This is a genomic window from Brenneria sp. L4-2C (genome assembly GCF_040240335.1).
In the GTDB taxonomy this organism is placed as follows: domain Bacteria; phylum Pseudomonadota; class Gammaproteobacteria; order Enterobacterales; family Enterobacteriaceae; genus Brenneria.
Map to the genome: position 1 here is coordinate 44,007 of NZ_JBEIAC010000022.1, position 17,809 is coordinate 61,815.

The 17,809-nt window shown below is 57.8% G+C and carries 15 protein-coding genes; 14 read left to right on the forward strand and 1 reads right to left on the reverse strand.

Translation table 11 applies throughout. From position 1 onward, the window contains the following. Window position 1: 1 nt before the first annotated feature. The 4 genes from ABRZ26_RS21655 to ABRZ26_RS21670 are packed head-to-tail and all read left to right on the forward strand — an operon-like array spanning window position 2 to window position 3,582. On the forward strand, window positions 2-1,159 hold the full coding sequence (locus ABRZ26_RS21655) for a beta-ketoacyl-[acyl-carrier-protein] synthase family protein (RefSeq protein ID WP_319606180.1): 1,158 nt from the start codon (window positions 2-4) through the stop codon (window positions 1,157-1,159). Next, a complete protein-coding gene (locus ABRZ26_RS21660) occupies window positions 1,152-1,628 on the forward strand; it encodes a hotdog family protein (protein WP_319606181.1) in 477 nt (158 codons plus the stop codon). The genes ABRZ26_RS21655 and ABRZ26_RS21660 overlap by 8 nt, the downstream gene beginning before the upstream one ends. Continuing rightward, on the forward strand, window positions 1,625-2,356 hold the full coding sequence (locus ABRZ26_RS21665) for a 3-ketoacyl-ACP reductase FabG2 (RefSeq protein ID WP_319606182.1): 732 nt from the start codon (window positions 1,625-1,627) through the stop codon (window positions 2,354-2,356). The genes ABRZ26_RS21660 and ABRZ26_RS21665 overlap by 4 nt, the downstream gene beginning before the upstream one ends. After that, the gene (locus ABRZ26_RS21670) at window positions 2,356-3,582 is read left to right on the forward strand and encodes a beta-ketoacyl-ACP synthase (protein WP_319606213.1); all 1,227 of its coding nucleotides are present in this window, start codon (window positions 2,356-2,358) and stop codon (window positions 3,580-3,582) included. The genes ABRZ26_RS21665 and ABRZ26_RS21670 overlap by 1 nt, the downstream gene beginning before the upstream one ends. A 95-nt stretch (window positions 3,583-3,677) precedes the next feature. On the opposite strand, the gene ABRZ26_RS21675 is transcribed toward ABRZ26_RS21670, so the two are convergent. Beyond that, entirely contained in the window at window positions 3,678-4,469 is a 792-nt protein-coding gene (locus ABRZ26_RS21675; protein ID WP_319606183.1) for a MipA/OmpV family protein, read from the reverse strand. 125 nt (window positions 4,470-4,594) lie between these two features. Between ABRZ26_RS21675 and ABRZ26_RS21680 the strand changes: the two genes are divergently transcribed. From ABRZ26_RS21680 to ABRZ26_RS21725, 10 genes are all read left to right on the forward strand, one after another. Beyond that, complete coding sequence (locus ABRZ26_RS21680; RefSeq protein ID WP_319606184.1) at window positions 4,595-5,290, forward strand: response regulator; 696 nt, start codon at window positions 4,595-4,597, stop codon at window positions 5,288-5,290. Beyond that, complete coding sequence (locus ABRZ26_RS21685) at window positions 5,287-6,471, forward strand: sensor histidine kinase (protein WP_319606185.1); 1,185 nt, start codon at window positions 5,287-5,289, stop codon at window positions 6,469-6,471. The genes ABRZ26_RS21680 and ABRZ26_RS21685 overlap by 4 nt, the downstream gene beginning before the upstream one ends. 93 nt (window positions 6,472-6,564) lie before the next feature. Continuing rightward, window positions 6,565-7,707 (forward strand): efflux RND transporter periplasmic adaptor subunit, encoded by a 1,143-nt coding sequence (locus ABRZ26_RS21690; RefSeq protein WP_319606186.1) that lies wholly within the window; start codon window positions 6,565-6,567, stop codon window positions 7,705-7,707. Continuing rightward, window positions 7,704-10,793, forward strand: a complete 3,090-nt coding sequence (locus ABRZ26_RS21695) for an efflux RND transporter permease subunit (protein WP_319606187.1) — start codon at window positions 7,704-7,706, stop codon at window positions 10,791-10,793. The genes ABRZ26_RS21690 and ABRZ26_RS21695 overlap by 4 nt, the downstream gene beginning before the upstream one ends. 202 nt (window positions 10,794-10,995) lie before the next feature. Continuing rightward, complete coding sequence (gene pstS / locus ABRZ26_RS21700; protein WP_319606188.1) at window positions 10,996-12,036, forward strand: phosphate ABC transporter substrate-binding protein PstS; 1,041 nt, start codon at window positions 10,996-10,998, stop codon at window positions 12,034-12,036. Between the two features lie 185 nt (window positions 12,037-12,221). After that, window positions 12,222-13,181 carry a phosphate ABC transporter permease PstC gene (pstC, locus tag ABRZ26_RS21705; RefSeq protein WP_319606189.1) on the forward strand — a complete coding sequence of 320 codons (960 nt, stop codon included), beginning with the start codon at window positions 12,222-12,224 and terminating at the stop codon, window positions 13,179-13,181. Further along, window positions 13,181-14,071, forward strand: a complete 891-nt coding sequence (gene pstA / locus ABRZ26_RS21710) for a phosphate ABC transporter permease PstA (RefSeq protein ID WP_319606190.1) — start codon at window positions 13,181-13,183, stop codon at window positions 14,069-14,071. Before pstC ends, pstA begins: the two co-directional genes overlap by 1 nt. A 51-nt stretch (window positions 14,072-14,122) precedes the next feature. Next, entirely contained in the window at window positions 14,123-14,899 is a 777-nt protein-coding gene (gene pstB, locus ABRZ26_RS21715; RefSeq protein ID WP_319606191.1) for a phosphate ABC transporter ATP-binding protein PstB, read from the forward strand. Window positions 14,900-14,913: 14 nt separating this feature from the next. Further along, entirely contained in the window at window positions 14,914-15,645 is a 732-nt protein-coding gene (gene phoU / locus ABRZ26_RS21720) for a phosphate signaling complex protein PhoU (protein ID WP_319606192.1), read from the forward strand. A gap of 603 nt (window positions 15,646-16,248) precedes the next feature. Next, on the forward strand, window positions 16,249-17,778 hold the full coding sequence (locus ABRZ26_RS21725) for an ABC transporter substrate-binding protein (protein ID WP_319606193.1): 1,530 nt from the start codon (window positions 16,249-16,251) through the stop codon (window positions 17,776-17,778). Window positions 17,779-17,809 lie beyond the last annotated feature (31 nt).

The window sequence follows — 17,809 nt, forward strand, 5'->3', positions numbered from 1 at the left end:
CATGATTTACATTAACGCTGTGGGTGCGCTTAACGCCTTGGGCAACACGCTGGATGAGATAGCCGACAACCTGGCCGGCGGCGTCGCGCCGGGCATGCGCCCCGACAGCGGCTGGCTGGTGCAGGAGAAAGCGTGCTGGACCGGCAACGTCGATGCGGATTTGCCGGCGATACCGCCGGCGCTGGTCGAGCACGACAGCCGTAACAATCGACTGTTGCTGGCGGCGCTGGCGCAAATCCGTCCGCAGGTGGATAAGGCCATCGCCCGGTTTGGCGCCGATCGCGTCGCCGTGATCCTGGGGACCAGCACCTCGGGTCTGGACGAAGCCGACCGCTACGTCAGCAGTAATCTGCCGGGCTATCGTTATGCGCAGCAGGAGCTTGGCGATCCCTCGCGTTTTCTGGCCGCCTATCTGCGGCTGAACGGCCCGGCCTATACCCTTTCCACCGCCTGCTCTTCCAGCGCCAGGGCGCTGATCAGCGGGAAACGGCTGATTGACGCCGGGCTGGCGGATGCGGCGATCGTCGGCGGCGCGGACACGCTGAGCCGCATGCCGCTCAACGGATTCGACAGTCTGGAGTCCCTGTCGCCGACGCGCTGCCAGCCGTTCAGCGAGCGGCGCAACGGGATTACCATTGGCGAAGGGGCCGCCTTGATGCTGATTAGCGGCGAGCCTGACGGCGTATCGCTGCTCGGCGTCGGCGAATCTTCCGATGCGCACCATATGTCGGCGCCGCATCCCGAAGGGGAAGGCGCGGCGCGGGCGATCCGCATGGCGTTGGCGCACGCCGGGCTACGGCCCGAGGATATCGGCTATATCAATCTGCACGGCACGGCGACGCGCCTTAACGATCGGATCGAGGCGAAAGTGGTGCAGTCAATCTTTGGCGAGCGCGTGCCTTGTAGTTCCACCAAGCACCTGACCGGCCATACGCTGGGCGCGGCGGGTATTTGCGAGGCGGCGATCTGCTGGCTGCTGCTGACGCGCGATCTTCCCTTGCCGCCGCAGGATTTTTCACAGGGCGCGCGGGATGAAACGCTGCCGCCCTGCGGTTTGCTTAGCGAGTCGGGACGACTGGCGCGGCCGGTGATTCTGTCCAACTCCTTTGCGTTTGGCGGCAATAACGCCTGCCTGATTGTGGGGAAAGCCCATGGCTGACTATCTGCCGGCGGCGAGCTATCTGCCCCACGAATCGCCGATGGTGCTGGTGGACGAGGTGATCCACGTCGATAATGAACGCGCCCTCTGCCGGGTGGCGGTGAGCCGCGACGGCATTCTGGCGCCTTTTCTGGATAGCGCGGGGCATCTGCCCGCCTGGTTCGGCATTGAAATCATCGCCCAGACGATTGGCGTGTGGGCGGGCTGGCACGCTCGCCGAAACCATGATCAAAAACCGCGTCCCGGCATGCTGCTGGGCGGGCGGGGCTATCGCTGCCGACAGGCGTTTTTTCCCGCCGCGTCGCAGCTTGATGTGAGCGTGACCCTATTGATGCGTGATGAAAAAATCGGCTGTTTTGACGGCGAAATCAGGATTAACGGTGAAAAATACGCCTCCGGCAGGCTCAATACCTATCAGCCCGACGACCACGAATTAAAGCAACTTTTAGCACAGGGAAAAGAGTCATGACGCATAGCGTGTTAGTGACCGGCGCCAGTAAGGGGATTGGTCGAGCCATCGCCCTGCGTCTGGCGGCGGATGGTTTTACCGTCGCGGTGCATTACCACCGCGACAGAGACGGCGCTGAAGATACGCTGCGCCGCATCTTCGACGCCAACGGCGCCGGCCGTATCCTCGGGTTCGATATCGCCGACCGGGAGGCGTGCCGCGCGGTTATCGGGCAGGATATCGAGGCGCACGGCGCCTATTACGGCGTGGTCAGCAATGCCGGCATTACCAGCGACGGCGCCTTTCCCGCGCTGGACGACCACGCCTGGGACAGCGTGATCCACACCAATCTCGATAGCTTCTATAACGTGATCCACCCCTGCGTGATGCCGATGATCGGCCTGCGCCAGGGGGGACGCATCATCACCCTGTCCTCGGTTTCCGGGATCATGGGCAACCGCGGGCAGGTTAACTACAGCGCGGCGAAGGCCGGGATTATCGGCGCTTCCAAGGCGCTGGCCGTCGAACTGGCGAAGCGGAAAATTACCGTCAACTGCATCGCCCCCGGCTTGATCGATACCGGCATGATTCAAATGGAGCCGGTAGCCGTTGAAGAAGCGATGAAAATGATCCCCATGAAACGCATGGGGCAGGCGGATGAGGTGGCGGGGCTGGCGAGCTATCTTATGTCCGATATCGCCGGATACGTAACGCGTCAGGTGATTTCTATTAACGGAGGGATGCTGTGATGCGTCGTGTGGTGGTAACGGGAATGGGCGGCGTGACCGCGTTTGGCGAGTCCTGGCAGCGCGTGTCCGACGGCCTGCGCGCCGGGCGCAATGCGATACGCAAGATGCCGGAGTGGGGGGTGTACGACGGCCTGAATACGCAGTTGGGCTCGCCGATTGATGATTTCACGCCGCCGGAGCACTACACCCGTAAACGCATTCGTTCCATGGGGCGCGTCTCGCTGATGGCGACGCGCGCCACCGAGCTGGCGCTGCAACAGGCGGGTCTGCTGGAGCATCCGGTATTGACCAGCGGGGAAACCGGCATCGCCTACGGCTCGTCGACGGGCAGCACCGGGCCGGTGAGCGATTTCGCCACCATGCTGACGGAAAAACACACCAACAATATTACCGGCACCACCTACGTACAGATGATGCCGCACACCACGGCGGTGAACGCCGGGCTGTTCTTCGGCCTGCGCGGCCGCGTTATCCCCACCTCCAGCGCCTGTACCTCCGGCAGCCAGGCGATTGGCTACGCCTGGGAAGCGATTCGCCACGGCTACCAGACGGTGATGGTCGCCGGCGGCGCGGAGGAGCTGTGTCCTTCGGAGGCGGCGGTGTTTGACACTTTGTTCGCCACCAGCCAGCGCAATGACGCCCCGCACACTACGCCGTCGCCTTTCGACGCCGGGCGCGACGGGCTGGTGATCGGCGAGGGCGCGGGGACGCTGGTGCTGGAAGAGCTGGAGCACGCGCAGGCGCGCGGGGCGACCATTTACGCCGAGCTGGTGGGGTTCTATACCAACTGCGATGCGGCGCACATCACCCAGCCGCAGCGTGAAACCATGCAGATTTGTATCGAGGGTTCACTGCGCTGCGCGGGGCTGAGCGCCGGCGATATCGGTTATATCAATGCGCACGGCACGGCGACGGATCGCGGAGACGTGGCGGAAAGTCTGGCGACGGCGGCGGTTTTCGGCGACGCGACGCCGATCTCTTCCCTGAAAAGTTATTTCGGCCACACCCTGGGCGCCTGCGGCGCGCTGGAAGCCTGGATGAGCATTGAAATGATGCGCGAAGGCTGGTTTGCCCCCACACTCAACCTGCGGCAGCCGGCGGAAGACTGCGGTGCGCTGGATTATATTATGGGCGAGCCGCGTTATATCGACACCGACTATGTGCAGTCCAATAACTTTGCCTTTGGCGGCATCAATACCTCGCTGATTTTCCGCCGCTGGAGGTAAATTGGGATAACGGGGCAACCGATCCGTCAGGCAAAGTTGCTGACAAACCCTTCATCTCCACCGTCATCCTCGGGCGCACGTTTCGCGGGCGTGTGTCAGAACGTATAGGTAATGGCGGCCGCGCCGGTTACCTGATTACGCCGAAAAACGATCGGGCTGTCTGCGGCGTGATCGCCGAGCCATGTATAGCCCGCGCTAAATGAGGTTCCCCAGTGTTCGGAGAACTGATGGCTCCACGTCAGACTGGTGTCGACGCCGTAAAATCCGCCGGCGGCGTTGAAACGATGATAGCCTGAGCGGGCGCTTTGCCGCTTATTCACGCCGTAAAAGGTATTCATGTAGCGATGGTCGCCGAATAACGCGGCGGTCTGCCATGCCAGCGTATCGCTGTCGTTCTGAATGGGGATTAAGGTGAATGACGTTCGGTACTGCCCCCCCTGGCCGTCGCTGAGCGGCAGCGCGATCTTCCCCTCCACAGAAATCCAGGGCGCTATCGTCCATCCTACGGCGATGGAGGTATTGACGGCGGCGTTAATGTTTCCCATGCCTTTCAATTTGTCGGAGCCCTCCCGCCAGCTGGCGTCTTTGTCTGAGCGGCCGAGGGTATAGCCCAGCGTATGCTCCAGATAAAGCCCGTTATCGCTCATCAGGTCGTACCCGATCCCTTGCTGGGAATCCAGGAAAAAGGCGCCGTATCGGGCCTGAATCAGCGGCATTACCTGCGTGGTTCGTTTATCCGAACCGCTGTAGCGCGGCGCGTTTTGCGCGCCGATGCCCACCGTTATGGTCGATTGCGGCGAGGTATCATCCTCATCGGCCCTGGCGACGGTTGTTGTACCGGCGGTCATAAAACAAAGCGTATACAACACGATATTATGGGTTTTCATCAAGCCACCTCACGAGTAAATTATTTAGCGGCCATTGTCGGCAATGGCCTGACTGGGGCGGGATTATGAAGCGGCATTATCAATAAATAGTCAGGAATTTATGAAGAAATGGTCAAGGACGTGAAATGCAGACAAGACGCATACTGATAATCGAAGATGATGCGGATGCGGCCGGCGTGCTGGATGCGTATCTGACGCGGGAGAACTACGAGGTGACCGTTGTCGGGGACGGTCTGGCCGGGCTGGAATATGCACAGCGCCAGAAGCCGGATCTGATCCTGCTGGATGTGATGCTGCCGGGGATGAACGGCACGGAGATCCTGGCGGCCGTGCGCCGGAAAAGCGATACGCCGGTTATCATGGTGACCGCGATGGGCGATGCGCCGGACCGAATCGGCGCCCTGCGTTACGGCGCGGATGACTATGTGGTCAAACCCTATAATCCGGGCGAAGTGGTGGCGCGCGTGCAGGCCGTGCTACGACGCTGCCGTTTGCAGGTTCGGGAAAATGAAGCGCTGCGCTGGGCAAGTCTGGAAGTCGATACTATTTCGCGCACGGCCTGTGTTACGGACGCCGGCGAGACGCCGCGTTATCTTGATTTTACGCCGACGGAGTTTTCCCTGCTGGCCACGGTAATGCGCGCGCCGACGCGGGCCTTTTCCCGCCAACATCTGCTGGAACACTGTTTGCCGGAAAGCGATGCGCTGGAGCGCGTGGTGGATACGCATATGTACAACCTGCGTAAAAAACTGGAAAGCGCGGGTATCAGCAATGTGTTGCTGAATGTGCGCGGCGTGGGATACCGGTTCCGGCAGCCATGAAAAACGTCGAGCATCATTCACTGTGGCGCTGGATATGCGTCCGCATCCTGGCGCTGGCCATCGGCACGGTGATTGTTATCGCGCTGTGCATGTGGTTGCGTTTCGCCATTCAGAATCTCTGGGTGCTTCACCACATGCCGGCCGAGCTGCGGCAAGAATTTGAGGTACTGCGTCAGAACCCGGATCTTAACTTGGCCCGCTTTCACCAGATTGTCGATACCTGGTGGGGGGTAAGCTATTCGGATCCGTCGATCACCTCCGCCGACTGGATTTTAGTCGGCGTGCTGGTGGTGGTCATGATCCCGTTTATTGTGGTTATGGGGCTAAGGACGGCGCGCCCGCTTTCCGTTCAGTTCAGCCGCCTGGCCTCGGCTTCCGAAGCGGTGACCCGGGGCGAGTTCGGCATGCAGGCCGAACTGGTGGAAAAAACGCCGACGGAAATGGCCCGTTTCGCACGGGACTTCAATGCCATGACACGGCAACTGGCGCGTTATGAGCGCGAGCTACGGGCTTCGCATGTGGCGATGGCGCACGAATTGCGTTCGCCGCTGACCGCGGCGATAGGGCGGTTGCAGGGAATGCTTGACGGCGTATTCAGCGCCGACCCGCAACAGCTCGGGATGGTGATGAAGCAACTGCAAAACCTGAATCGTCTTATTGATGAGCTGCGCCTGCTTTCGCTGGCCGAGGCGGGCAGGCTGGTGCTGGAGCGTCGGGAACTGAACCTGACGGAACTGCTGCGGGAACGCGCCGCCTGGCTTAAACCGCAGACGGAAAAAGCCGGCATGGCGATCCGTATTGTGACTGACGAACCTTGCATGTACCTTGGCGATGCTTTTCGTCTTGGACAGGTTTTTACCGTCCTGATGGAAAACGCGCTGCGTTATGCCGGCGCAGGCAAGCAATTAACGATAGCGATACGGCGCGGGGAAAGCGCTTACGACATCACCTTTCAGGATAATGGCCCCGGCGTGGATGCGGATTTCTTATCCGCCATGTTCGAGCGTTTTAGCCGGGCGGACTCTTCAAGAGCCCGTCATTCCGGCGGCAGCGGCCTCGGCCTGTCGATAGCGCGCGCGATCTGCATGGCCCACGGCGGCGCGATCAGCGCCAGTCTGCCGGCGGAGAAGGGGTTGCTGATTACGCTGCGCCTGCCTAAAGCCTGTCGGGCGGAATGCTAAAATCGCCGCCCTTGATGATATCTTGACGAAACGTACAAGGAATCTCGACATTCCATGCGTTAAATGACGCCATCTTGATTTAGGAAACGCGTCATGTCAGAAAATTACGTCACTCATGCGCGCCACGCGCTGCATCGGCTTATCGTACCGATTCGTCGTTTTACCCTGCCGCCTGTTCTGTCTCTGCTGTGCATCGCGCCGCTGCTGCTTGCCGGCTGCCGCGACGCCGAGCCGCAGCATAACGTAGCGCCCCGTCCGGTACGTTATGTCTCGGCGCCGCAGCCCTCGTCCGGCACGCCGCCGGTTCGCACCGGGGAAATCCGCGCCCATGATGAAATCGCTCTGGGCTTTCGGCTTGATGGCCGCATCCTCACTCGTCAGGTCGACGTGGGCCAACGCGTCGTCAAAGGACAGGCGCTGGCCACGCTGGAGAGCGATACGGCGCGTAATCAGCTCGGCAGCGCGCGGGCTGAACTGGATAGCGCCCGCGCGGCGGAACGGGTGGCGGCGTTAACCCTTAATCGAATGAAGTCGCTGATGCCGTCCGGCGCCATTGCCCGGGTGCAACTGGATACCGCCACGTCGGACTGGCAGTCGGCCGTCTCCCACCGTCAGAGTAGCGAAGCGGCGCTGAAAAATGCGCAGGATAATCTGACGTGGACCCAGCTCGCCGCGCCGCAGTCCGGGGTGATTACCCAGGTCAGCGCCTCCGCCGGTCAGGTCGTCAGCGCCGGACAAGTCGTTTTTACTCTCGCCGCCAGTGACGGGCGCGACGCCGTATTCGACGTCGCCGATCCGCAAGCGATCGAGAACAACCGAAACGGGCGGTTTACGGTTTCCCTGCTCGCCGAACCGTCAGTGCAGGTAAGCGGCCGACTGCGCGATATCAGTCCGCAGGCCGACGCTCAGACCCGAACCTGGCGGGTGCGCATCGCGCTTGATAACCCGCCGGCGGCGATGGCGCTGGGCGCCAGCGTTGAGGGTGAAATGCCGTTATCCGGGCCGGGAATGATCGCCATCCCCGCATCGGCGCTGACCCAGACCGGCGACAGCGCGGCGGTATTTGTGGTGGACGATAGCCGGCAGATCCATCTGCGTCCGGTAACGCCCGGCAGGTACACCGCCGCGTCGGTCTTTATCGCCCACGGCATTCAGCCGGGGGAGAAGGTGGTGACGGCGGGCGTCAGCAAGCTGCGGGAAGGTGAAACGGTTACTCTCGGGGAGGAGGCGAAATGAAGGCCGCCGATCTGAAATCGTCATTCAACCTCTCCGCATGGGCGCTGAAGAATCAGCAACTGGTGACTTTTTTTATGCTGCTTATCATGGGCGCGGGAATTCTCAGCTATCAGCAGTTGCCGCGTAATGAAGACCCGGCCTTCACCATTAAAACGGCGGTGGTGTCCACGCAGTGGTCCGGCGCGACCATCGACGACACCGTCAATCTGGTGACGGACACGCTGGAAAAGAAACTCCAGGAAACGCCTTACCTCGATTACGTCGAGAGCGAAACCCGCGCCGGTCAGTCGACCATTTTCGTCAATCTCAGGGATGATACGCCGCCGGAAAAGGTGCCGGATATCTGGTATCAGGTACGTAAAAAAATGCAGGATATCGTCGTTTCGCTCCCGCAAGGGGTTCAGGGACCCGCGGTGAATGACGAATTTGACGACACTTTCGGCACGATTTACGGTTTTACCGCGGAAGGGTTTACCCAGCGCGAACTGCGTGACCGGGTCGACGAGGTCCGGCTTAGCCTGATGATGTTGCCGGATATCGGCAAAATCAGTCTGCTGGGCGAACAGGAAGAACAAATCGTCATCGCTTTTTCTCCACGCAAACTCGCCGGCATGGGGTTGGATCTGCAACAGGTGACCGATGCGCTTAAGGCGCAAAACGAAGTGGTGCCGGCGGGAACCTTGAGAACCGATCGGGAGAATATTGCGTTACGGGTCAGCGGCGCGCTGGGTTCGGTGGAAAGTCTGCGCGCCGTCACATTGCATATTGACGGACACTATATTCCGCTGACCGACATCGCCGCCGTCAGCCTCCAGCGCGCGGAACCGCCGGCGCCGATATTCAAGGTCAATGGTCAACCGGCCATCGGCCTGGCCGTGTCAATGGCGCCCACCGGCAATATGCTGCGCTTTGGCGAGGCGCTTAACGCGCGGATGGCGGAGATACAGGCGCAACTGCCGCACGGTATCGAGGTGACCAATGTCGCCGATCAATCCGCCGTCGTGAAACAGGCGGTGAGCGGCTTTGTCCGGGTATTGATCGAAGCGGTGGTGATTGTGCTGGCGGTGTCGTTCGTGTCGTTGGGGCTGCGAGCCGGTCTGGTGGTGGCGGCCGCGATCCCGCTGGTGCTGGCGATGACTTTCGCCGGCATGATGCTGGCGGGTATTGGTTTGCAGCGTATTTCGCTGGGCGCGTTGATTATCGCGCTCGGGCTGCTGGTGGATGACGCCATGATCACCGTTGAAACCATGGTGGCGCGCCTTGAGGCCGGCGATAATCGCTGGCGCGCCGCCACCTGCGCGTTTGAAACCACGGCTTTCCCGATGCTCACCGGCACGCTGGTCATGATCGCCGGTTTTATTCCGGTTGGTTTCGCCGCCTCCAGCGCCGGCGAGTACTGCTTTTCCCTGTTTGCGGTCGTATTGATGGCCTTGCTCTGTTCATGGGTGGTGGCGATCCTTTTCTCGCCGCTGACCGGAACCTGGCTCTTGCCCGACACGCTCAAATCCCATGCCGGCGAAAAAGGCCGGCAGCCGGGGCGGCTGATGCGTTTTTATCGCCGCCTGTTGGCGTGGGTGCTAGGCCACCGGCTGGCGACGCTCGGTCTGGCGCTGGCGTTCTTTGCGCTGTCGGTCTTCGGCACCACCTTTATGCAGGGCGAATTCTTCCCGTCTTCCGATCGTCCCGAGTTGCTGGTCAGTCTTTCCCTGCCGGCCAATAGCGCGCAGTCGGAAACGCAACGGCGGACATCCCTGCTCGAAAAAACGCTGGCGGGCAATGAAAACATCGATCATTACTCGACTTATGTCGGCACCGGCGCAATACGTTTCTATCTGCCGATGGATGTGTTGTCGGACAATGAAAATATTGCGCAATTAGTGGTGGTGGCGAAAGATCTGGCGGCCCGCGACCGGCTAATACGGCAGTTGAACGAGACCCTGGCCCGGGAGTTCGGCGACATCACCACGCGTGTTTCGCCGCTGGAGTTGGGGCCGCCGGTGGGCTGGCCGGTGAAATATCGCGTCAGCGGCCCGGATTATCAAAAGGTGCGCGAGTTGGCCCGGAAACTGGCGGGCGTCATCGGGAAAAATCCGGCCGCGCGCGAAGTGAATCTGACGGCCGGCGAGCCGGAGCGGGTCATTACGCTGCGCGTGAATCAGACCGAAGCGCGCGCGGCGGGCGTTTCTTCAACCACGCTGGCGGAAACGCTGAATACCGTCTGGTCCGGCAGCGTGATGACCACCGTGCGCGATCGTAACCGTCTGATTGATGTGGTGCTGCGCGGCAATGACGCCGAGCGGCTGGATACCGGCAGCATCGAGTCTCTGATGCTGACCACGTCAGGCGGGCAGAAAGTGCCGTTAAGCCGCGTCGCTACGCCGGTCTGGCATGTTGACGATCCGGTTGTTTGGCGGCGCCAGCGGCTGCCTTTTATCACCGTTCAAACGGATTTGGCGCCCGGTATGCGCGCCGAAGGCGTATCGCAGGCGCTGCTTCCCGCTGTTGATGCGTTGCGCGCCGAACTGCCGCCGGGTTATGGCATTGAAGAAGGCGGTACGGTAGCGGAATCAGACCGAGGCAATAGTTCCGTCTACACCGTGTTGCCGGTTACGCTTGGCGCGATGCTTATTCTGCTGATGATCCAGTTGCAGACGTTTTCGCGCATGCTGCTGGCATTGCTGATGGCGCCTTTCGGCCTGCCGGGGATTGTCGCGGCCATGCTGCCGACAGGCACGCCAATGGGTTTTGTGGCGTTGCTTGGCATTATTGCGCTGGCCGGGATGATTATTCGTAACGCGGTTATTCTCATCAGCGAAGTCGACAGCAACACGCGTCAGGGGCTGGATCGCGAAGACGCGATCATAAAAGCCGCGCAACACCGCGCCAGACCGATACTGTTGACCGCTTGCGCCGCCATTCTGGGGATGATCCCGATTTCACATCAGGTATTCTGGGGGCCGATGGCCTACGCCATCATCGGCGGGTTAATGTTCGCTACGTTGGTGACGCTGACCGTATTGCCGGCGTCGCTCAGTCTTGTTATGCAGGCCGAAAAAACGGCGTTGCGCAAGCCGGAAATGGCATAGCCTGCTTTCTCCTCCGCTTTGTTTTTTCTTGTGACCGGGCCGTTATTTCAGCGGCCCATCGCTGCGATTTTGGGTTTGTCATAAAACTGTCACATTACATACATTTTACTGTCACTCAACTGTCCTATTTTTCCTCCTGCACACTACACTCTGATTAATTACGGCTCCGGGTCGACATTTTTGCTATCCCACAGGAGGGATTATGAAACTTATGCGTACCACTATCGCCGGTATTGTTGCGGCAACGTTTTCTTTGACGGCGGTTTCCGCTTTCGCCGCCGTCAATCTCACTGGCGCAGGTGCGACATTCCCCGCGCCGGTCTATGCCAAATGGGCTGACTCCTATCAAAAAGAAACCGGTAATAAAGTTAACTATCAGGGCATCGGCTCATCAGGCGGCGTAAAACAGATTCTCGCCAAGACCGTCGATTTCGGCGCGACGGATGCGCCGCTGTCCGACGATAAGCTGGCGCAGGATGGTTTGTTCCAGTTCCCGACGGTTATCGGCGGCGTGGTGCTGGCGGTGAACATTCCCGGCATCAAATCCGGCGATCTGACGCTGGATGGCAAAACGCTGGGCGACATCTACCTGGGCAAAATCAAAAAATGGAACGACCCCGCCATTACCAAGCTGAATCCGAATGCCAAACTGCCGGATCAGGATATCGCAGTGGTGCGTCGCGCGGATGGTTCCGGCACGTCTTTCGTCTTCACCAGCTATCTGGCGAAGGTGAATGCGGAGTGGAAGGAAAAAATCGGCGCCGGCTCCACGGTTAACTGGCCGACCGGTCTGGGCGGCAAGGGCAACGACGGCATCGCCGCGTTCGTTCAGCGTCTGCCCGGCTCCATTGGCTACGTCGAGTACGCGTACGCCAAGCAGAATAATCTGGCTTACACCAAACTGGTTTCCGCAGACGGCAAAGTGGTCAGCCCGACCGGGGAAAGTTTCAGCAATGCGGCCAAAGGCGCGGACTGGAGCCAATCTTTCGCTCAGGATCTGACTAACCAGAAAGGCGATGACGCCTGGCCTATCACCTCAACGACGTTCATTCTGGTGCAAAAAGCGCAGCCGAAAGCCGAACAGGGTACGGAAGTGTTGAAGTTCTTTGACTGGGCTTATCAGAAAGGCGGTTCTCAGGCTACGGCGCTGGATTACGCTATTCTGCCGGATGAAGTCGTTGAGCAGATTCGCGCGGCCTGGAAGACGAATGTGAAAGACAGCAGCGGTAAATCGTTGTATTAAAGATAACGAGAAAAAGCATTGCGTTAAGAAGAAGTGTACTAAAATCGTACTACGTTCCTTGTGTTTGGTAGCAAGGCCATTTCGCTGAGTGCGGCAAGGTATAAAAGGGGAGGAGAGGACATCTCCTCCCCATCCTTGGCTGCCACTTTTGTTATCAAGCATCGTTAAATTAAGAAGAGAGACGCATGGCTGAGTACAAGCCAACTATCAAAGCCCCCGGAAAGCACGGCGATATCATTTTTGGCGCGCTGGTAAAATTGGCCGCGCTGGTGACGCTGATGTTGTTAGGGGGCATTATTGTTTCCCTGATTGTGGCTTCCTGGCCCAGTATCGAGAAATTCGGTTTTTCTTTTCTGTGGACCAAGAACTGGGATGCGCCTGCCGAGCAGTTCGGCGCGCTGGTGCCGATTTACGGCACCATTGTCACCTCGTTGATCGCGCTGATTATCGCCATACCGATCAGTTTTGGTATTGCGCTGTTTTTAACCGAATTGGCGCCGGGATGGCTGAAACGCCCGCTGGGCGTCGCGATTGAGCTGCTGGCCGCCATCCCCAGTATCGTTTACGGTATGTGGGGGTTGTTCGTTTTCGCGCCGTTATTCGCCAAATATTTTCAGCAGCCGGTCGGCAATGTGCTGTCCGGCATTCCGATTGTCGGGTCGCTGTTCTCAGGCCCGGCATTCGGCATCGGCATTCTGGCGGCGGGGGTGATTCTGGCGATCATGATCATTCCTTATATCGCGGCGGTGATGCGCGATGTGTTTGATCAAACGCCGGTGATGATGAAAGAGTCCGCCTACGGCATCGGCTGCACCACCTGGGAGGTTATCTGGCATATCGTTCTGCCGTTCACCAAAAACGGGGTGATAGGCGGCATTATGCTGGGATTGGGGCGCGCGCTGGGCGAAACCATGGCGGTGACCTTTATTATCGGCAATACCTACCAGTTGGACAGCGTATCGCTCTATATGCCCGGCAACAGCATTACCTCGGCGCTGGCGAACGAGTTCGCCGAGGCGGAATCCGGTCTGCACACCGCGGCGCTGATGGAGCTGGGGCTGATCCTGTTTGTTATTACCTTTATTGTTCTGGCGTGCTCAAAATTAATGATTATGCGTCTGGCAAAGAATGAGGGGACGCGCTGATGTCGGCATTAGGTATGGAACAACACGAAAAGTCTCTGCTGCGTTCACGGCAGAAAATGCAGTCGTGGCGGCGGCAGAAAAACCGTATCGCCCTGTGCTTATCGATGGTCACCATGGCGTTCGGCCTGTTCTGGCTGGTGTGGATCCTGTTTTCAACCATCAGCAAAGGGATTGACGGCATGTCGCTGGCGTTATTTACCGAAATGACGCCGCCGCCGAACACGGAAGGGGGCGGTCTGGCGAACGCCATTGTCGGCAGCGGTCTGCTGATCCTGTGGGCGACCGTTTTAGGCACGCCGCTTGGCATCATGGCCGGTATCTATCTGGCTGAGTACGGCCGCAAGTCATGGGTCGCCGAAGTGATTCGCTTTATTAACGATATCCTGTTATCCGCGCCGTCAATCGTGGTGGGGCTTTTTGTCTATACCCTGGTGGTGGCGAAAATGGAGCACTTCTCGGGTTGGGCCGGGGTGATTGCGCTGGCGCTTTTGCAGGTGCCTATTGTGATTCGGACGACGGAAAATATGCTCAAGCTGGTGCCGGACAGCCTGCGCGAAGCGGCGTATGCGTTAGGCACGCCGAAGTGGAAGATGATTTCTGCCATCACGCTGAAAGCCTCGGTTTCCGGCATTATGACCGGGATTTTACTGGCGATAGCGCGTATTGCCGGGGAAACCGCGCCGTTGTTGTTTACGTCGCTGTCCAATCAGTTCTGGAGCACGGATCTTATGCATCCGATCGCCAACCTGCCGGTCACCATCTTCAAGTTCGCCATGAGTCCGTTTGTTGAATGGCAGCAGTTGGCCTGGGCGGGGGTATTGCTGATCACTTTCTGTGTTCTGCTGCTGAATATCCTGGCGCGCGTGATTTTTTCTGCCAAGAAATACTAATAAATTTAAGATGTTGCTTTGCAGCATCCGTATATAAAGAGAGAAGTCTTGATGAGTATGGCTACTGAGACATCCACCAGTAAAATCCAGGTACGTAATCTGAATTTCTATTATGGGAAATTCCATGCGCTGAAAGACATCACGCTGGATATCGCCGCCAACCAGGTTACGGCGTTTATCGGACCGTCGGGCTGCGGTAAATCGACGCTGCTGCGTACCTTGAACAAAATGTATCAGCTCTACCCGGAACAGCATGCCGAAGGCGAGATCCTGCTTGATGGCAATAATATTCTGAATGATAAACAGGATATCTCGCTGCTCAGGGCCAAGGTGGGAATGGTCTTTCAGAAGCCGACGCCGTTTCCGATGTCCATTTACGATAACATCGCGTTCGGCGTGCGGCTGTTTGAGAAGTTATCGCGCGCGCAGATGGATGAACGCGTGGAATGGGCGTTAACCAAAGCGGCGCTGTGGCATGAAACCAAAGATAAGCTGCACCAGAGCGGGTACAGCCTGTCGGGCGGTCAGCAGCAGCGTTTGTGCATCGCGCGCGGCATCGCCATCCGTCCCGACGTGCTGTTGCTCGACGAGCCCTGCTCCGCGCTGGACCCGATCTCCACCGGCAGAATTGAAGAGCTGATTTCCGAGCTGAAAAAAGATTACACCGTGGTTATCGTCACCCACAATATGCAGCAGGCGGCGCGTTGTTCGGACCACACTGCGTTTATGTATCTGGGTGAATTAATCGAATTCAGCGATACCGATACCTTGTTTACTGCGCCGCGGCAGAAACAAACTGAAGATTACATCACCGGCCGTTACGGTTGATTACGGGAAGCATCATGGATAATTTGAATCTGAACAAACACATTTCCGGGCAGTTCAACGCCGAGCTGGAAAACATCCGTACCCAGGTGCTGACCATGGGCGGGCTGGTGGAGCAGCAACTGACCGACGCCATCACCGCGATGCACAATCAGGATGCCGAACTGGCGCAGCGCGTGGTGGAAGCGGACGCCAAGGTCAATATGATGGAAGTGACCATCGATGAAGCCTGCGTGCGCATCATCGCCAAACGCCAGCCCACCGCCAGCGACCTGCGTCTGGTGATGGCGATCATCAAAACGATTTCCGAACTGGAACGTATCGGCGACGTGGCGGACAAAATCTGTCGCACCGCGCTGGAGAAATTCTCTCATCAGCATCAGCCGCTGCTGGTCAGTCTGGAGTCGCTGGGGCGTCACACGGTGCAAATGCTGCACGACGTGCTGGATGCGTTCGCCCGGATGGATCTGGATGAGGCGGTGCGTATCTATCGTGAAGATAAAAAGGTGGATAAAGAGTACGAAGGGATTGTGCGTCAGTTGATGACGCACATGATGGAAGACTCCCGCACCATTCCCAGCGTACTGACGGCGCTGTTCTGCGCCCGCTCCATCGAGCGTATCGGCGATCGTTGCCAAAACATCTGCGAATTTATCTTCTATTTCGTCAAAGGACAGGACTTCCGCCATCTGGGCGGCGACGCGCTGGAAAAACTGCTGGTGGAGAAACAGCAGAAAAAAGACGAATAGTTTGCCGATGAGGAAAACGCGGGGCTGGGTAGGGATGCCGCCCCGTGGTGATTTTGGTGTGTGACTCTCCCTTGTTGCGTTGTTGTATGTCGCTTGCTGTTTCCCCCCGCCCGGTTCCAATATCACCTGTTTTCGTCGCTCACTGTCGCAATATTTATCGATTCCTCTCCCAATATTCCATTTCACCTTTCTTAATACGGTGATGTTTATTGAGTTCCCTTGCAGTATGTATAAAATTTTATACATACATCATCCCTCATGTATGATTGGAAAAGAAATAGATTGGCGGGAAAAATTGGTAAGCGGGTAAAACTGGTGATTGAATAGCTTGCTCGTGTTATTGCTTTTAAATAGTGCAAAAAAAGAGCACCCCGCACTATTAGTGCGCTAATTATCCAGATGAAAGACTTATACTAAAAACGTAACTTAATTTCTCAGCCGCAGTATTCAAAAATAGTGTACGCCACGCCTGCGGTTTCTCCTTTTTAGAAATTACCCGCCTAAAATCTGTAAGGTTATAAATCCGCTATTGGCTTCAGTCTTGCAATGATTACACCGTGAGTATTCAGCATGGTTTATTCATTAATGACATGGAGAGATAGCATGACTCGTTCCCTGGCAAGACGGATACAACAATATGCTTTATCTGCATTACTGATTGGATGCGCTTCCTATAGTTATGCGGGAAAACAGAATGATACGTTGGTTTATGCCTCGGATAATGAGGTGGAAAATATTAGCGCTTATCATAACAACATGCGAGAAGGGGTGATTATTTCCAACCTGGTATGGGACAGGCTGGTCTATCGCGATCCCAAAACCGGTGAATATGAACCCTTGCTGGCGACATCCTGGGAGTGGGATTCGCCGGAAATACTGATTTTGCATTTACGCCAGGGCGTTAAATTCCATAACGGCGATGATTTTACCGCCGCCGACGTGGTTTACACGTTTAACGATATTGCCGGCGCGCCGGATTCCGTGGTTCCACAAAGCGTCGAGTGGATTAAGGAAGCGGTGAAAGTTGATGACTACACCGTTAAATTACAGCTAAAAAAACCTTTCCCGGCGGCGCTGGAATATTTATCCGGCCCGACGCCGATTTATCCGGCCAAATATTATCAACAGGTTAAGCTGGCCGGCTTCAGTAAAGCGCCGATCGGCACCGGACCTTATAAAATCACCGGCGTGACGCCGGGGCAGGGCGTCACCATGGAGAAAAACCCTGATTACTTCAAAGACAGTCCGATAGGGCAGCCGAAAATCGGCAAGCTACAGTTTGTGGTGATCCGCGATCCGGAAACCCGGCTGGCGCAGTTGATGACCGGTCAGGTCGACTGGATCTGGCGAGTCCCTTCCGATCAGTCTGCCTCGCTGGAAGGGATGCCGAATATTTCAGTGAAAAGCGGCGAAACCATGCGCATCGGTTTTCTGGCGTTGAACATCAATGCCGGCGGGCCGGGCGGGGAGCCGTTCAAGGATCTGCGCGTTCGTCAGGCGGTGAACCACGCCATCAACCGTAAGGGCATGGTGGATAATCTGGTGCGCGGCGGCAGTCAGCCGGTCTATTCCGCCTGCTTCTACACCCAGGCCGCCTGTAACACCAGCAAAGTGATAGCCTACGATTACAACCCGGATAAAGCCAAAAAGTTGCTGGCGGAGGCCGGTTATCCCAATGGGTTCGATACCGATATCTGGGCCTATCGCGAACGGGATTATGCCGAAGCGATCATCGGCGATTTGCGTAAAGTCGGTATCCGCGCCCGGCTGCACTATGTGCAGTATCCGGTGCTGGCCGCCGATCTGATTTCCGGTAAGGCGCCGATGGCGATACGAACCTGGGGCTCTTTTTCCATCAACGATGCTTCCGCCTTCGTCACGCCTTATTTCGGCGGCAAGGGCGACGATATCTGGAAAGACGCGGAGGTCACCAATCTGCTGACCAACGCGGATCAAACCATCGATACCAAACAGCGCAGCGCCATGTATGCGGACTTGCTGGGCCGCATCTCTTCCCAGGCTTATTTGGCGCCCCTGTTTTCCTATTCAACGAATTACGCCTTTACCGCCGATCTGAACTTCGACAGCTGGCCGGATGAATTGCCGCGTTTCGCTTTGGCGAGTTGGAAGTAACGCACTGTCGGGAATCGATAGTGATATCGAT

Bases quoted from the DNA above. Each gene is read 5' to 3' on its own strand.
- ABRZ26_RS21680 (WP_319606184.1), top strand. From the start codon at position 4,595: ATGCAGACAAGACGCATACTGATAATCGAAGATGATGCGGATGCGGCC.
- pstB (WP_319606191.1), top strand. From the start codon at position 14,123: ATGAGTATGGCTACTGAGACATCCACCAGTAAAATCCAGGTACGTAAT.
- ABRZ26_RS21660 (WP_319606181.1), top strand. From the start codon at position 1,152: ATGGCTGACTATCTGCCGGCGGCGAGCTATCTGCCCCACGAATCGCCG.
- ABRZ26_RS21725 (WP_319606193.1), top strand. From the start codon at position 16,249: ATGACTCGTTCCCTGGCAAGACGGATACAACAATATGCTTTATCTGCA.
- pstA (WP_319606190.1), top strand. From the start codon at position 13,181: ATGTCGGCATTAGGTATGGAACAACACGAAAAGTCTCTGCTGCGTTCA.
- phoU (WP_319606192.1), top strand. From the start codon at position 14,914: ATGGATAATTTGAATCTGAACAAACACATTTCCGGGCAGTTCAACGCC.
- ABRZ26_RS21685 (WP_319606185.1), top strand. From the start codon at position 5,287: ATGAAAAACGTCGAGCATCATTCACTGTGGCGCTGGATATGCGTCCGC.
- ABRZ26_RS21695 (WP_319606187.1), top strand. From the start codon at position 7,704: ATGAAGGCCGCCGATCTGAAATCGTCATTCAACCTCTCCGCATGGGCG.
- pstS (WP_319606188.1), top strand. From the start codon at position 10,996: ATGAAACTTATGCGTACCACTATCGCCGGTATTGTTGCGGCAACGTTT.
- ABRZ26_RS21670 (WP_319606213.1), top strand. From the start codon at position 2,356: ATGCGTCGTGTGGTGGTAACGGGAATGGGCGGCGTGACCGCGTTTGGC.
- ABRZ26_RS21675 (WP_319606183.1), bottom strand. From the start codon at position 4,469: ATGAAAACCCATAATATCGTGTTGTATACGCTTTGTTTTATGACCGCC.
- ABRZ26_RS21665 (WP_319606182.1), top strand. From the start codon at position 1,625: ATGACGCATAGCGTGTTAGTGACCGGCGCCAGTAAGGGGATTGGTCGA.
- pstC (WP_319606189.1), top strand. From the start codon at position 12,222: ATGGCTGAGTACAAGCCAACTATCAAAGCCCCCGGAAAGCACGGCGAT.
- ABRZ26_RS21655 (WP_319606180.1), top strand. From the start codon at position 2: ATGATTTACATTAACGCTGTGGGTGCGCTTAACGCCTTGGGCAACACG.
- ABRZ26_RS21690 (WP_319606186.1), top strand. From the start codon at position 6,565: ATGTCAGAAAATTACGTCACTCATGCGCGCCACGCGCTGCATCGGCTT.